The sequence below is a fragment of the Nocardioides bigeumensis genome, assembly GCF_039531755.1.
GTDB classification, from domain to species: domain Bacteria; phylum Actinomycetota; class Actinomycetes; order Propionibacteriales; family Nocardioidaceae; genus Nocardioides; species Nocardioides bigeumensis.
Window position 1 is genome coordinate 151216 of record NZ_BAAAQQ010000007.1, and the last position, 14130, is coordinate 165345.

At 71.8% G+C, this 14130-nt stretch carries 16 protein-coding genes; 8 read left to right on the forward strand and 8 right to left on the reverse strand.

The annotated features are described in order from the left end of the window. Positions 1–38 precede the first annotated feature (38 nt). A complete protein-coding gene (locus tag ABD295_RS07700) occupies positions 39–587 on the reverse strand; it encodes an LOG family protein (RefSeq protein ID WP_344303095.1) in 549 nt (182 codons plus the stop codon). A gap of 158 nt (positions 588–745) precedes the next feature. Between ABD295_RS07700 and ABD295_RS07705 the strand changes: the two genes are divergently transcribed. The 3 genes from ABD295_RS07705 to ABD295_RS07715 all read left to right on the forward strand — a co-directional run bounded on the left by ABD295_RS07705 (position 746) and on the right by ABD295_RS07715 (position 3330). After that, positions 746–1312 (forward strand): RNA polymerase sigma factor, encoded by a 567-nt coding sequence (locus ABD295_RS07705; protein ID WP_344303096.1) that lies wholly within the window; start codon positions 746–748, stop codon positions 1310–1312. Beyond that, positions 1309–2307, forward strand: coding sequence for a hypothetical protein (locus tag ABD295_RS07710; RefSeq protein ID WP_344303097.1), 999 nt, complete (start codon positions 1309–1311; stop codon positions 2305–2307). Before ABD295_RS07705 ends, ABD295_RS07710 begins: the two co-directional genes overlap by 4 nt. A gap of 213 nt (positions 2308–2520) precedes the next feature. Continuing rightward, complete coding sequence (locus tag ABD295_RS07715) at positions 2521–3330, forward strand: MBL fold metallo-hydrolase (RefSeq protein WP_344303098.1); 810 nt, start codon at positions 2521–2523, stop codon at positions 3328–3330. A 60-nt stretch (positions 3331–3390) separates the two neighbouring features. Here ABD295_RS07715 and ABD295_RS07720 read toward each other — a convergent pair whose 3' ends face one another. Beyond that, the gene (locus ABD295_RS07720) at positions 3391–3927 is read right to left on the reverse strand and encodes a P-loop nucleotide/nucleoside kinase family protein (protein ID WP_344303099.1); all 537 of its coding nucleotides are present in this window, start codon (positions 3925–3927) and stop codon (positions 3391–3393) included. Between the two features lie 111 nt (positions 3928–4038). Here ABD295_RS07720 and ABD295_RS07725 point away from each other — a divergent pair, with 111 nt between their 5' ends. The 5 genes from ABD295_RS07725 to ABD295_RS07745 all read left to right on the forward strand — a co-directional run bounded on the left by ABD295_RS07725 (position 4039) and on the right by ABD295_RS07745 (position 8449). Beyond that, a complete protein-coding gene (locus tag ABD295_RS07725; RefSeq protein ID WP_344303100.1) occupies positions 4039–4713 on the forward strand; it encodes an HAD family hydrolase in 675 nt (224 codons plus the stop codon). 61 nt (positions 4714–4774) lie between these two features. Next, positions 4775–5296: a type 1 glutamine amidotransferase domain-containing protein gene (locus ABD295_RS07730; RefSeq protein WP_344303101.1), complete on the forward strand. Its 522-nt coding sequence runs from the start codon at positions 4775–4777 to the stop codon at positions 5294–5296. Between the two features lie 15 nt (positions 5297–5311). Then, positions 5312–5746 (forward strand): SRPBCC family protein, encoded by a 435-nt coding sequence (locus ABD295_RS07735; RefSeq protein ID WP_344303102.1) that lies wholly within the window; start codon positions 5312–5314, stop codon positions 5744–5746. A 61-nt stretch (positions 5747–5807) separates the two neighbouring features. Continuing rightward, positions 5808–7397 (forward strand): phytoene desaturase family protein, encoded by a 1590-nt coding sequence (locus tag ABD295_RS07740; RefSeq protein WP_344303103.1) that lies wholly within the window; start codon positions 5808–5810, stop codon positions 7395–7397. Between the two features lie 101 nt (positions 7398–7498). Continuing rightward, positions 7499–8449: a TIGR03557 family F420-dependent LLM class oxidoreductase gene (locus tag ABD295_RS07745; RefSeq protein ID WP_344303104.1), complete on the forward strand. Its 951-nt coding sequence runs from the start codon at positions 7499–7501 to the stop codon at positions 8447–8449. On the opposite strand, the gene ABD295_RS07750 is transcribed toward ABD295_RS07745, so the two are convergent. From ABD295_RS07750 to ABD295_RS07775, 6 genes are read right to left on the reverse strand one after another with little or no spacing between them, the layout of a single operon-like run. After that, positions 8438–9637 carry a carboxylate-amine ligase gene (locus tag ABD295_RS07750; RefSeq protein ID WP_344303105.1) on the reverse strand — a complete coding sequence of 400 codons (1200 nt, stop codon included), beginning with the start codon at positions 9635–9637 and terminating at the stop codon, positions 8438–8440. The genes ABD295_RS07745 and ABD295_RS07750 overlap by 12 nt on opposite strands. Then, positions 9634–10569 (reverse strand): SDR family NAD(P)-dependent oxidoreductase, encoded by a 936-nt coding sequence (locus tag ABD295_RS07755; RefSeq protein WP_344303106.1) that lies wholly within the window; start codon positions 10567–10569, stop codon positions 9634–9636. Before ABD295_RS07755 ends, ABD295_RS07750 begins: the two co-directional genes overlap by 4 nt. Continuing rightward, complete coding sequence (locus ABD295_RS07760; protein ID WP_344303107.1) at positions 10566–11759, reverse strand: zinc-dependent alcohol dehydrogenase; 1194 nt, start codon at positions 11757–11759, stop codon at positions 10566–10568. Before ABD295_RS07760 ends, ABD295_RS07755 begins: the two co-directional genes overlap by 4 nt. A 44-nt stretch (positions 11760–11803) precedes the next feature. Next, a complete protein-coding gene (locus ABD295_RS07765; protein WP_344303108.1) occupies positions 11804–12382 on the reverse strand; it encodes a GNAT family N-acetyltransferase in 579 nt (192 codons plus the stop codon). A gap of 3 nt (positions 12383–12385) precedes the next feature. Further along, complete coding sequence (locus tag ABD295_RS07770; RefSeq protein WP_344303109.1) at positions 12386–12886, reverse strand: hemerythrin domain-containing protein; 501 nt, start codon at positions 12884–12886, stop codon at positions 12386–12388. Between the two features lie 60 nt (positions 12887–12946). Beyond that, a complete protein-coding gene (locus tag ABD295_RS07775; protein ID WP_344303110.1) occupies positions 12947–14020 on the reverse strand; it encodes an FUSC family protein in 1074 nt (357 codons plus the stop codon). Positions 14021–14130: the final 110 nt, after the last annotated feature.

The following is a 14130-nucleotide window of genomic DNA, read 5'->3' on the forward strand; positions in this document are numbered from 1 at the left end:
GCCCATCACCCCTGCGGGTGGACAGATGAGCGCGACCGCTATTTCCCGAAACCGTCGAGCGCCTCGTGAAGAGTGGTGGCGACGACGAGGTCGTCGATAGCCTCGCGGCGGACGAAGCCGGCCTCGACAAGACCGCCGAGCGCAGCCAGCAACGGGCGCCAGAAACCGTTGACGTCGAGGAAGCCGACCGGGTCGTCGTTGAAGCCGATGTGCCGCCAGCTCCAGACCTCGATGATCTCCTCGAGCGTCCCGATCCCGCCGGGGAGCGCGAGGAAGGCGTCCGCGAGCTCGGCCATCTTGGCCTTCCTCTCGTGCATGGTCTCGACGACGAGCAGCTCCGTGAGGTCGTGCCTCCCCCACTCGCGCTCGACCATCGACTGCGGGATCACCCCGGTCACCTCGCCGCCCGCGTCGAGTGCGCCCTGCGCGACCGCGCCCATCAGGCCGTGCCCGCCGCCGCCGTACACCAGGCCGATGCCGCGCTCGGCCAGGCCCCGGCCGACGTCGTGGGCGCTGCTGACGAAGGACGGGTCGACTCCGGGACTCGATCCGCAGAAGACGGCTACTCGTCGGATGTCCCTGGCCACGTCGGGAGTCTAGGAGCGCGTCAGGTCGGGGGGCTGGTTGAGGAACTACCGGTGGGTGCGCGTCGGCGAGCATCAGCTCGCTCATGGGCCTCACCCTGCCACGATCTGGGAACCCCTTGGCCTGGTCGCGCGTGTTGTCCTAGAGGGAGGGAGGTGCCATGGCGGGTGAGTCGTCCTTCGACGAGTTCTACCTGGCGACGCGCGGCATCGTGCTCAGGCAGGTCACCGCCATGACCCTCGACCGGGAGCTGGCTGCTGACACGGTCCAGGAGGCCTACACCCGCGCCTGGCAGCGTTGGAATCGGGTGACGCAGATGGACGATCCGGCCGCCTGGGTGCGGACCGTGGCGTGGCGCCTGGCGGTGAGCCAGTTCCGGCGTCGGGCCGTGGCCAGCAGGCTGCTCCCCCGGCTACATGCTGGTCCCGGCGACGCCGTCGACGCGACCCTTGGGTCGGACGTGGCGCTCGACGTGGTGGCCGCCCTGCGTGCGTTGAGTCCGGAGCACAGACGGGTCCTCGTGCTGCACGAGATGGTCGGCCTCTCGGTCCGGGAGGTCGCTGCCGAGACCGGCGTGCCTGACGGCACGGTCAAGAGCCGTCTCTCGCGGGCCCGGGAGCGGTTGGGTTCGGCCCTCGGCACTCAATATCTCGAAGGGGCCGCCCCTGTCGATGCCCCAGTCGACGCCCCGGTCGACGCCCGGGTCCGCGAGGAGGAGCACCGATGACCAGCACCCTCGGCACCGCGCTTCAAGACCTGGGCAGCGGCTCGGATCCCGCCCGGCTGCCATCTCCCGAGACCCTGCGATCGGCGGGCGACCGCCGTCGGCGCCGCAAGACGGCCGGCGCCGTCGCCGCGACGGCGCTCACCTGCTCCGCAGTTGTCCTGGTCGCGAGCAGGCTCGGCGAGTCCGACCCGGTTCCGCGGCCGGTGGATCCTGTGCCGAGTCCCACCCGCCCAGCCGAGCCCGAACCCTCGACGGGGTCTGGGACCTACCCGATCAACACCGACGGCCGGCGCTTCTCCGTCCAGGCGGTCGCCGCCCGGGACGGGAGGTTCGTCGTCGTCGGCGACAGCAGCGACCTCGCCGAGACCGGGCCTGCCGTCTACTGGTCCGACGACGGCGCCGTCTGGCACCCACCCGCCGAAGGAGGCGATCCGGACTCGGTCAACGTGACCGACGTGATCGCCACGTCCCGCGGGTTCCTCGCCGTGGGGGTCGGCGGTGGCGGCGCCTGGCACTCGACAGACGGCCAGACCTGGAGCGTGTCTCCCGTCGGTGCCGTTGCCGGCGGCGACACGGCGGACACGCTCTGGGGTGTCACCAGCACGCGCCTCGGCTTCTTCGCGTGGGGGTTCATCGAGGGACGTGCTGCGTTGTGGCGCTCGGCAGATGGCTCCTCGTGGACTCCGGTGGCCGACGAGTCCGTGTTCGACCTGCCCGACAAGGAGACCATCTGTGCGGTGCAGGAGGGGCGGGAAGGTCTGGTGGCCACCGGTGTGGAGGCTCCGAAGAACACTCGGGAAGGCCGCCGCGTCGCCTGGACCTCCGTGGACGGCCGGACCTGGGAGCTCTCCGAACCGGCAGGAGAGCCGACGCTCTGGTGCGATTCCACGCAGGACCTCGGACATTGGGAAGCACGCACCGACGCCGGCCTGGTGCGCATCGACCCCTACGGCCCGGGTGACAGCGTCCATCTCACGCAGGAGGAGCCGGAGTAGCCCGTCGGGAGCCGTCGCGCCACTGGGTCGTGCGACGCGAGCGACCACGCCCAGCTCGGCACGACCGCACAGGCGAGAGGCTCGCGAACCCTTCGAGGTGAACCCGGCGATGATTCCGAGTCGGGCGACGAGTCGGACCCGTCGACCGGACGCCGGCTGTCCGGCTCAGCGCCGACGGCTGACCAGTGCCCGCTCACCACCCTAAGGAGAACCATGCTGACGCCCGTCGTTGACGGTGTGCTCGTCCACCAGAGCGCCCTGCTCGAGAACAACGCGGTCGTCGTCGAGGGCGACACCGGAGTGCTGCTCGCCGACCCCGGTCTCACCAACGACGAGCTGACGTGTCTCGCCCGCGACCTGCGTGAGCTGGGCCGACCTGTCGTCGCCGGCTTCGCGACCCACCCGGACTGGGACCACGTGCTGTGGCATCCCGACCTGGGGGACGCTCCGCGCTACGGCACCGCCCGCTGCGCCGACTCCATGCGAGGGCTGCGCGCGCAGGCTGACTGGCAGGCTCGAGCCACCGAAGGACTGCCGGAAGAGATCGCCGACGACGTACCGCTGGAGCTCTTCGGCCTGATCACCGCGCTGCCTCCAGGATGTGTGCGACTGCCATGGGCGGGTCCCGAGGTGCGGGTCATCGAGCACCCGGCGCACGCGCCCGGCCACGCGGCGCTCCTGGTCGAGGCCAGTGGCGTCCTGGTCGCCGGCGACATGCTCTCCGACCGCTTCGTCCCGATGCTCGACGACTCGCGCGGGAGCGGCGACCCGATCGACGACTACCTCGCCGGCCTGCGACTCCTGGACGAGGTGGCCGACATGGTCGAGGTCGTCATCCCGGGTCACGGGTCTGCAGGGACGGACGTGCGGGCCCGCCTCGATCGGGACACGGCCTACGTCCACGCCCTCCGTGACGGCAACGACCCCGCCGATCCCCGCATCGACTCGCCCAGGCCCGGCTGGGAGTGGGTGGCCGACATCCACGCCGGCCAGGTGCGGCGCTTCAGCTCGCAAGGGCGGTGACGGCCAGGACGTCAGACGAGGCGAGCCTTCCAGGGCTCGATCCGCATGACGTCCCGGGCGTCACACGATCGATGGCCGCCAGCGGTCGTGGCGCCACTCGTCCCAGGTCGCGAACCCCGCCGGAGGTGCGTCGACGGGCTCGGTGCCGTCCAGCTCCCCCGGCGTCGGGACCTCGATGACGGCTGCCCAGGACGCGATCTGCTCCTCGGACAGCTGCCAGGTGGTGTGCGGCGCTTCTGACTGACGCTGGTCCAGCCGTCGACGCTGCTCGGCCGCGCTGAGCTCGAGGTACAGGAGCCGGACGCTCGCTCCACGGTCCGCGGCCGCCTGCCTCAGCGCCGAGCGCTCGTCGCGGCCCCACAGGCCGAAGTCGATCACCACGTTGACGCCGAGCTCGAGGGCCCGCAGCCCGATCTCGACCAGCCGCCCCTCGATCACGTCCGACGCAGCCGGTGGGTTCTCGTCGCCGTACAGCGCCTTCATCCACTCGTCCTTCGTCAGCCGCAGGGCCGCGTGCTCGGTCTCGATCCGGCGTGCGGCGGTGGTCTTGCCGGTGCCCGGAAGGCCCACGGTCAGGAACAGGGTCGGCTGGCTCACCGGTCCATCCTGGCGGAGTCGGCTCCCAGGGGCCCGGCGCAGCAGGCCTGCGCGGCGTCCTCGGTGGACGGGGGTGTATCGCCGACCCGGCGACATGGGTACCGCAACCGTATGCACGCAACCGCCGGCCAGCTGGACACCGTCGTCGTCGACGTCGACGGCACCCTCGTCGACAGCGTCTACGAGCACGCCGTGGCCTGGGGCCGGGCCTTCCACGACGTCGGGCTGACCGTGTCCTCCGCCGCTGTCCACGCCGCCATCGGCATGGACTCGGAGCAGCTGGTGGCCCATGTCGCAGGTGACCGGGCCGAGCACGCCGTCGGGGATCGGATCCGCCAGATCCACGCGGCCGAGTTCGAGCACCTCGGCGCGCGGGTCCGGCTGCTGCCCGGAGCGGACCGTCTGATCGGTGACCTCAAGAAGCGCGGCCTCCGTGTCGTCATCGCGTCGTCCGGGTCGGAGCGTGACACCGCGCGGGCCCTCGACCACGTGCCCGACGCGGCCTTGGCCGATGCCGTCGTCACCGGGCAGGACGTCCGGAAGGGCAAGCCCGCCACGGACCTGATCACTGCTTCGCTGACTGCCGTCGGTGGCGACCGCGCGGCGGTCATCGGGGACTCGCCGTGGGACGCGATCGCGGGCCGCGCCGGAGGACACTTCGCCATCGCGGTCCGCAGCGGCGGATTCTGCGACTCGACGCTGACGGAGGCCGGGGCGCAGCTGGTCTTCGACTCGCTCGCCGACGTCCTCGACCACCTGGACCAGATCCCCCTGACCGGCCCCTGACCTGCTCTGCATAGGGGGCCTGCAGCGAGGGCACCTAAGGAGTCCCGACCAGAGGAGACCCATGAGCCGCATCGCGTTCCTGACCGCAAACGAGGGCATCGAAGCCGTCGAGCTGACCGACCCGTGGACCAGCCTGGAGAAGGCCGGCCACGAGGTGGAGCTGCTCGCCCCGGAGACGGGCGAGGTGCAGCTCTACAACCACCTCGAGAAGGCCGAGACCCGGCGGGCGGACCGAGCAGTCGGCGACGCGGACGTGACGTCGTACGACGCCTTGGTGCTGCCTGGCGGGGTGGCCAACCCGGACGCGCTCCGCATGGACGAGGACGCCGTGTCCTTCGTGCGTCAGTTCGTGGAGTCGGGCAAGCCGGTCGCCGCGATCTGCCACGCGCCGTGGGTGCTGGTGGAAGCAGGCGTGGTGAAGGGCAAGCGCATCGCGTCGTGGCCCAGCCTCCAGACAGACCTGCGCAACGCCGGCGCGGAGTGGGTCGACGACGAGGTCGTGGTGGACGGCAACCTCATCACCAGCCGCAACCCGGACGACATCCCGGCCTTCAGCGACGCGCTCATCGACGCGCTCAGCTGATCGGCGCGGAGCGACGTGACACAGAACTCCCGTCAGATCCACGCCACGCCCGAACAGGTCTGGACCGTCCTGTCCGACGGCTGGCTGTACCCCGTCTGGGTCGTCGGGGCCTCGCGGATGCGGGACGTGGACGACACCTGGCCCGCAGTGGGCAGTCGGCTGCACCACTCCGTCGGCGTCTGGCCCCTCCTGGTCGACGACAACACCGAGGTCGTGGATGCGACACCGGGGATGTCGATCACCCTCCGTGCTCGTGCCTGGCCGGTGGGCGAGGCACGGGTCCACATCAGGCTGGAGGCGATCGGGGCCGAGACCCTCGTCACGATCGACGAGAAGGCCGTCTCCGGCCCAGGTGCGCTCGCGCCTCCGCCCCTGGAGCGGGTCACCCTCAAGTGGCGCAACACCGAGACCTTGCAGCGGCTCGCCTTCATCGCCGAGGGCAAGGCATGACCGGGCACCCCGTTGTGGCCGCAGTCGCTGCCGCGACCGCGGCCGCGGCACGATGGCGAGCATGACCTCTCGCTGGGACGCCATCGTCGTCGGCGCCGGCCCGAACGGGCTGGTGGCCGCCAACCGCCTGGTCGACGCGGGCTGGTCGGTGCTCGTCCTCGAGGCTCAGCCCGAGGTGGGTGGTGCCGTGCGCAGCGACCGTGAGCTCGACCCCGACTTCGTCCACGACACCTTCAGCGCCTTCTACCCGTTGGCCGCGGTGTCGCCGACGATCCGGTCGTTCTGCCTCGAGGAGCACGGTCTGCGGTGGCTGCACGCGCCGGCGGTGCTCGGGCACCCCTTCCCCGACGGGGGCTGGGCGCTGCTGCACCGTGACCGGGGCCGGACCGCGGCCGGCCTCGACGCCACGGGCGCCGGTGACGGGGATGCCTGGCTGCGGCTCTGCGAGCAGTGGGACCGCGTCGACGACCACTTGGTGGGCGGGCTGCTCACGCCGTTCCCGCCGGTCCGGCACGGGCTCGCCCTGGCGGCCGGTCTGCGCAAGGTCGGAGGCCTCGCCTTCGTGAGGAGTCTCCTCACGCCGGTCACGCAGCTCGCCCGCGAGCGCTTCCGCGGCCGCGAGGCGCACGTGCTGCTCGCCGGCAACGCCGGCCACGCCGACATCCCGCTCGACGCCCCCGGCTCCGGACTGATGGGTCTGCTGCTGGCGATGCTCGGACAGACCGTCGGCTACCCCGTCCCGGAGGGCGGCGCCGGGAGGCTGACCGAGGCCCTGGCCGACCGGCTCCGGTCGCGCGGCGGCGAGGTACGCACCAGCACCGAGGTCACCCGCATCGACGTCGTCGACGGCCGTGCGTCGGGGGTGCGCACCCGCGACGGCGAGAGGTACGCCGCGGCGCGGGCCGTGGTCGCCGACGTCCTGGCCCCCGCGCTCTACCAGCGCCTGCTCGACCCGGCCGACGTACCTGCTCGGATCCGGTCGTCCCTGCGCACCTTCGAGCTCGACCCCGGCACTGTCAAGGTCGACTGGGCCCTCGACGGACCGGTCCCGTGGCTGCAGGCACCGGAGGCCGCGCCCGGGACGGTGCACATCGCGGACTCGGTCAAGGAGATGAACCTCGCGCTCGCCCAGGTGCACGCGGGCGCCGTACCGGGGCGACCCTTCCTGCTCGCCGGCCAGATGACGACCACCGACCCCACCAGGTCACCGGCGGGGACGGAGTCCTTCTGGGCCTACACGCACGTTCCCCAAGCGTTCACCGAGGACGCCGGTGACGGCGGCATCACGGGGACGTGGGACCGCGACGACTGTGAGCGGATGGCGGACCGGGTGCAGGCGCGCGTCGAACGACTGGCCCCGGGATTCGGCAGCCGGGTCCGCGCGCGCCGGGTGCTCGGCCCACGTGAGCTCGAGGCCCGCGACGCGAACCTCGTCGGCGGCGCGCTCAACGGCGGCACCGCCCAGCTCCACCAGCAGCTCGTCCTCCGTCCGCTGCCGGGTCTGGGGCGAGCAGAGACCCCGGTGCGCGGGCTCTTCCTCGGCTCGGCGTCGGCCCACCCCGGCGGGGGCGTGCACGGCGCCTGCGGCGACAACGCCGCCCGTGCCGCGCTGGCCCACGCGCGCGTCGGCCGGCTGCGGCCGCGCGGCTGAGCACGCCATCCACGGCGCGCGTCCCTCTGGCGGCTGAGTCCAGGTGGCTCGGGTACCGGCCCCTCAGGAACGACACCGCCCACGCGAAGGAGTCCTGACCCGTGCGACTCGGCTACTTCCTGTCCTGCGAGGAGTACACGCCTGACCAGCTCGTCGAGCAGGCGGTCGCCGCGGAGGCGGCCGGCTTCGACGCCCTCTGGATCAGCGACCACTTCCATCCCTGGAACGGCGAGCAGGGACAGAGCCCCTTTGTCTGGGGGGTGATCGGTGCGCTGTCGCAGGCGTGCTCGCTCCCGGTGACGACCGCGGTCACCTGCCCGACGGTCCGGATGCACCCCGCGATCGTGGCCCAGGCCGCCGCGACGGCGGCCGTGCAGCTCGGCGGTCGCTTTACCCTCGGTGTCGGCTCCGGCGAGGCGCTCAACGAGCACGTGCTCGGCGACGTGTGGCCGGCCACCGACGTGCGCCTCGAGATGCTCGAGGAGGCCGTGGCACTCATGCGCCTTCTCTGGGAGGGCGGGGTGGTGACCACCGCCGGCAAGCACTACGCCGTCGACACTGCCCGCATCTACACGCTGCCCGACGAGCCTCCGCCCGTCTACGTCTCCGGGTTCGGGCCGAAGGCCACCGACCTGGCGGCCCGGATCGGCGACGGCTACATCTCCACAAAGACCGACGCCGACCTCCTGAAGCGGTTCAAGGACGCGTCAGAAGGGAAGCCCGCGATGGCCGGCACCAAGGTCGCCTTCGCGCCCACCCGCAACGAGGGCATCGACCTCGCGCACCGTATCTGGCCCAATGCCGGACTTCCGGGCGAGCTCGCCCAGGTGCTCCCGACGCCGACCCACTTCGAGCAGGCTTCGCAGCTGGTCACCCGTGAGATGAGCGCCGAGGGCGCCCCTGCCGGTCCCGACCCCGACGTCCACCGGGAGGCCGTGCAGCAGTACCTCGACCTCGGCTACGACGAGGTGTACGTCGCGAACATGGGACCTCACTACCTCGACCTGATCGAGCTGTTCGGTCGTGAGGTGCTTCCGGCGCTACGCGCCTGATCGCCGAGTGAGGCCTGCCTGCGCGTCGAACGCAGCCGGGTGCTGGGCCGTCACACCCGTGTCGGGCAGGGTGCGGCGGCGAAGGTCATCGACGACTGCTGCGAGATCTCCCGACTCGGCGTGGACGCGTCGTTGCCGAGGCGCGCCTCCGCCTTCGTGGAGCAGCCGCCGAAGGCCGTCCTGCACGGCCGCGAGGTCGCCGGCGTCGGCCAGCGCTTCGCCGGCGTGTGCGAGCAACGCGTCGAGGGCGTCCCCGGCCGGTGCCGTCTCCCCCGTCACCGGGTGCGACAGCTCCCCGGCCAGCCCGAAACGCGCGGCCCGCCACGCCGCCACCCGCAGCTGGTCCACCCGCCAGTCAGTGGGACCGACTCCGGCGGACGCCTCCCGCGCAGCTGTCTCGGTCAGGGCCCTCGCGAGGGCGGCCACCACCATCGCGTCGCGCAGGTCGGTGCACACGTCGGCGATGCGGAACTCCACGGTCGGGTGGCGCGCCGACAGCCGCACGTCGAGGTTGAGCAGCGCCACGTCGAGCGCCGACCCGCTGCTCACCATGCGGGCCACCAGCGCGTCGTACCCCGCAACGTCACCGAGCACCTCGAGCGGGCCCGCACTGGGCCAGAGCCGCCACACCTGAGACCGCCAGCTGGCGAAACCGGTGTCGGTGCCCTGCCAGAACGGCGAGTTGGCGCTGAGGGCGAGCAGCGTCGGCAACCAGGGGCGCACCCTGTCCAGGACGGCGACGCCCTCGTGTCGCGACTCGATCTCGACGTGCACCTGGAGGGAGCAGATGAGGGAGCTCGCTGCCACGTGGGCGTAGTGGGTGCCGATGAGGTCGAAGCGTTCGCCGGGTGTCGTCGGTCCCGCGTCGGCGCGCACGACGGACCCGGGGACAGCGACCGGGGCGCAGCCGAGCGTCCTCGACGCCTCGCCGACGACGGATCGTCCACGCTCCAGCTGCCGGGCCAGGCTCGCGATCTCCCTGGCCGGGCTCGTCACGATCTCCACCTGGGACTGGTAGTACTCCGCCGTGAGCTGCGGGCCGTCCCCGGCCTTTCCACCGCGACCGTCTGACGACGACGAGGCGCACCGCGCAAGGAGCGCAGGGGCGGCGGCGACTGGCGCGCCGTCATCGTCGACCAGCAGGAGCTCCTCCTCGACGCCGAGGCGACGTGCCACCTGGGCGGTCACTGACCGAGACCGCGTCGCGCCAGGGCCACGAGGTTGCGACCGATCCCGACCACTGCGTTGCCGTGGGAGCCGCGGAGCGCGTTGCCCACCTCCTGGGATGCCAGCACGTTGCCGGGTCCCCGCACCACGGGACTGACCAGGTCCTGGGCCACGATCTTGAAGAGCGGGCCGACCAGGATGTCGTACGCGAGGGGAAGTGCCGTGAAGCCGAAGCGCATCAGGTCGTTCGCCACGCCGACCTGGCTGCGGTGCCAGCCGCCTTCGGCGACGGCGAGGATCCGGCGCGCGACCACTTCCGGGCTCGCGACCGGCAGCGGCGGCCGTCCGACCGAGTCGCCGTACGTCGCGGCCTGCTCGTAGATCGGCGTGTCCACGCCACCGGGCGCGACGTAGCCGATCCGCAGGCCGGGCCGGTCCCGGTTGTCGACCCGGAGCTGACGCACCAGCGCCCGCACGCCCCACTTGCTGACGGTGTAGGCCGACATGTCGGGCACGGCCAGGTGGCCGATCACCGAGCCGACCAGCACCAACGAACCCTTGTCCTGCGAACGGAGGACCGGCAGCACGTGCCGGGCCAGGTTGGCGGGCCCGTGCAGGTTGGTCTCGAGCACGCCGTCGAAGACCTCGACCGGGACGTCCTGGAGCCGGCCGTAGGCGACGACACCGGCGTTGCTCACGACCACGTCGAGCCGCCCGTGCTCGGCGACGACGGCGTCGACCACGGCCTTCACGGCCGCGTCATCGGCGACGTCGGCGGGCAGGCAGAGCGTCGAGGCGGCACCTGCCTCGGTGCAGAGGTCGGCGACCCTGGCCAAGGACAGTGCACCGCGCGCCACCAGGACGACGTGGTCCCCGCGCGCGGCGGCCGCTCGCGCCGTCGCCTCCCCTATGCCGCTCGAGGCGCCGGTCACCAGCACCACGCGTGGGCTCACGGGTTGAGGACGACCTTCACGCAGCCGTCGGCCTTGCGCTGGAAGAGGTCGTACATCTCCGGCGCCTGCTCGAGCGGGACCCGGTGCGTGGCCAGGTCGTCGACGCCGAGCACATCCTCGTCATGGCTCAGGTGGTCGAGCAGCTCGTCGGTCCACTGCTTGACGTGGCACTGCCCCATCCGCAGCGTGAGGCCCTTGTCGAAGAGATCCATCATCGGGAGGGGGTCGGCGGAGCCGCCGTAGACACCGCTGATGGACACGGTCCCGCCGCGGCGTACGCCGTCGAAGGCGGTGTAGAGAGCGTCGAGACGGTCGATCCCGACGTGCTCGATGGCCGCGCGGGCGAGCGGCTTGGGCAGGCGGCTCGCGAGGCCGATGGCCCTCTCCGCGAGCGGGTTGCCGTGCGCCTCCATGCCGACGGCCTCGAGGACCGAGTCGGGCCCGCGGCCGTCGGTGAGCTCGCGCAGCGCGTCGGGGACGCTGTCGACGGCGTCCAGGTCGATGGTCTCGGCGCCGCGCGCGCGGGCCAGGGCCAGCCGCTCGGGCACCCGGTCGACCGCGATGACCCTCTCGACGCCCTGCAGCCGAGCGGAGGAGATCGCCAGCTGGCCGACCGGTCCGGCACCGAGGACCGCCAGGGTGCCGCCGTCAGGCACGTCGGCGTAAGCGACCCCCTGCCAGGCCGTGGGCAGGATGTCCGACAGGTATAGGAACCGCTCATCGGGCACGCCGGACTGGTCGCCGGGGATGACGACCGGACCGAAGTCGGCGTGCGGCACCCGCACGAGCTCGGCCTGGCCACCAGGGACCTGGCCGTAGAGCGAGGTGTAGCCGAAGAGGCTCGCACCCTTGCCCTGGTCGCGGTTCTGGGTCGTCTCGCACTGGGCGAAGAGGCCGCGCGAGCACATCCAGCACGAGCCGCACGAGATGTTGAACGGGACCACGACGCGGTCGCCGACCTCGAGCCGGGTCACGGCTGAGCCGAGGTCCACGACCTCGCCCATGAACTCGTGGCCGAGCACGTCACCGGGCGTGAGGTAGGGCGCCAGCACCTTGTAGAGGTGCAGGTCGGAACCGCAGATCGCCGTCGAGGTGATCCGCACGATGGCATCGGTGGCGTCGATGATCCCCGGGTCCGGGACGTCGTCGACGATGACCTTCTCGATGCCTTGCCAGGTGAGTGCGCGCATGTTGCTTCGTACCCATGCAGGGTGACGACAGACAGCGCGATGAGTCACACGGCGGGGTCGACCTCGTCGACCATCGTGGGGCCACCCCGCGTGACCGGGCGCTCGGCGAGGATCGGTACGCGCGCCGACACCACTGACCCGTCCGAGGTGACGGAGACTCCGCCGGCCGTGCGTACCAGGGCCTGGATGGGCAGGTTGTCCGCCAGCATGTCGACGGTGAAGTGCTCGATGCCGTTGTCGATCGCGCGAGCTGTCAGCTCGCGCATGAGCAGTGCGCCGAGCCCGCGTCCCTGCCACTGGTCGGCCACCGTGACGGCCAGGTCGGCCGCGGTGGGTTCCGTGGGGTCCCGGACGTAGCGCACCACCCCGACGAGCTCGTTGCTCCCCTCAGCGGGCACGGCCACCAGTGCCTCGCGGTCGACGTGGTCGACGGTCGTGAGCACGCGGACCATCACGTCGGACAGCTGTGGCACCCCACTGTGGAAGCGGTGGTAGCGCGAGTGGAGGCTGAGTCTCTGGAACGCAGCCCGCAACGCATCGGCGTCGTCGGTCCCGATCGACCGGATCCACACCTGTTGCCCGCCGGGGAGAGTGGCAGGTGAGGACTCGGCGCGATCGGCCACGGCCTAGGACACGACCGCGTCGATGGTCTTCTTCAGCGCGCTGGGCTGCGACGGGCGCTTGGGCGCCTTCTTGCGCAGCTTCACCATCTCCGCCCCGATGTCCTGGAGGGCCTTGCGCCCGAGGCCCTTGCGGACCTCCGGGAACCACTCCTGCTCCTCCTCGTCCATGTGGTGGCGCACGTTCTCGATCAGGACGGTCGTCTTCGCGGTGAACCGCTCGTCTGAGGGCTTCATGCCGGCGAGCTCGACCACCAGCACGTCGGCGACGTGGTGCTCCTCGTAGGACTCCAGCACGTCGTCCTCGAGCGCGGGCAGCAGCTCGCGCACCCGCGGGTACATGACCTCGTTCTCGAGGTAGGTGTGCACGGTCAGCAGCTCGATCATCTTGTCGACGAGGCGCTGCTTCGTGGCAGCCGCGTTGTCGCCGGCCTTCTCGAACGCGTCGAACGTCTTGCGGATCTCCTTGTGGTCGTTCTTGAGGAGCACGATGGCGTCAGTGGACATGGGTTTCTCCTGAGCTGGGGTCGGGTTCTTCCGTACCCAGGCGCAGCGGTCCCACCGCGTTCAGGCAGGTGACGCCGGCGACACACTCGGCGACGCCGCGGGCGACATGGTGGTCAGCGTGCGCTCGATCGACACGACGAGAGCACCGGCGCCGAACAGGTCGTCCCCGCTCTCGTGACGGTCGCGCCTGATCTCAGAGGCGAGCCGGCGTACGGCGGTCCAGGCCGCGTCGATGCACGCCGACCGGTCCTCGTCGGAGCGCAGGGCGTCGGCCGTCGCCCGCAGGGCGCTCTCTGCGGCGGGCCGCAGCCAGGCGGGCAGCGCCAAGTCCTGTCGATCGTCGCGTTCGCGATAGGCCAGCACGTCCGTCAGCTCGTCCACCTGGAGCGCCAACGCGGCCAGAGCCCGCCCCCGCTCTCGCAACCGTTGACCCTCGTCCCTGCCCTTGCGCACCCGCCAGTTGACAGGTGGACCACCGGTAGCGAGGGCCAGCAGCTGCTCGACCTCCGCGGAGTGGGCGCGCAGATCGGGACGCCGGACCTCCCAGTCGCCCTCGGAGGGCAGCTGCTCGGAGCCGATGACGTCCGCGAGGGCGTCCAGCCGTTCCGCCAGCGCCGCTCGCAGGTCGTCCTGCGCGTGCCGGGTCCTGATCAGGTGGAGTGGAGGGAGCGCCAGGCTGGTGGCCGCGCCCACCCCGACGCCGAGCGTGGTGATCCCGAGGTAGCCCAGCACGAAGTGAGCGGGGTTCCCCTCCCCCAGCACCAGGATGAACAACGCCGAGATCGGCACCCAGCTCCCCATCTCACCCATGCGGCGCAGCGCCCCGAGGAGCGTGCCGACGGCCACGACGAGGCCGATCGCGAGGGGGCGCGGCAGGTCGAGCAGGAGCACGGTCGTCGCGAGGCCGGCGCCGAGCACGAGCGCCACGACGGTCTGGACGGAGGTGCGCAACGACACCTCGACCGACGAGGTGACTGCGACGACGGCACCCAGGGGCGCGTAGTACGGGTAGTCGTCGGCGACACCACCCATCGGCACGATCACCAGCCACGAGGTCATCGCGGCCAGGGCGGCTCGCAGGGCGAGCGCTCGCGCGGGGGTGCGCGCCAACAATGTGACGACGCGGGTCGTCATCGCAGCCAGCACCTCATCCCCTCCTCGCCCTCGGCGTACCCGTCCTCGGGGCCGGCTACTCACCTGTGCCTGGGTGGGGCGGGTCGCATCCGGGTACGGCAGTAGTTCGC

Excerpts from the sequence above, each read along its gene's own strand:
- ABD295_RS07705 (WP_344303096.1), top strand. The coding sequence starts at position 746 with ATGGCGGGTGAGTCGTCCTTCGACGAGTTCTACCTGGCGACGCGCGGC.
- ABD295_RS07775 (WP_344303110.1), bottom strand. The coding sequence starts at position 14,020 with ATGACGACCCGCGTCGTCACATTGTTGGCGCGCACCCCCGCGCGAGCG.
- ABD295_RS07715 (WP_344303098.1), top strand. The coding sequence starts at position 2,521 with ATGCTGACGCCCGTCGTTGACGGTGTGCTCGTCCACCAGAGCGCCCTG.
- ABD295_RS07760 (WP_344303107.1), bottom strand. The coding sequence starts at position 11,759 with ATGCGCGCACTCACCTGGCAAGGCATCGAGAAGGTCATCGTCGACGAC.
- ABD295_RS07725 (WP_344303100.1), top strand. The coding sequence starts at position 4,039 with ATGCACGCAACCGCCGGCCAGCTGGACACCGTCGTCGTCGACGTCGAC.
- ABD295_RS07730 (WP_344303101.1), top strand. The coding sequence starts at position 4,775 with ATGAGCCGCATCGCGTTCCTGACCGCAAACGAGGGCATCGAAGCCGTC.
- ABD295_RS07740 (WP_344303103.1), top strand. The coding sequence starts at position 5,808 with ATGACCTCTCGCTGGGACGCCATCGTCGTCGGCGCCGGCCCGAACGGG.
- ABD295_RS07770 (WP_344303109.1), bottom strand. The coding sequence starts at position 12,886 with ATGTCCACTGACGCCATCGTGCTCCTCAAGAACGACCACAAGGAGATC.
- ABD295_RS07710 (WP_344303097.1), top strand. The coding sequence starts at position 1,309 with ATGACCAGCACCCTCGGCACCGCGCTTCAAGACCTGGGCAGCGGCTCG.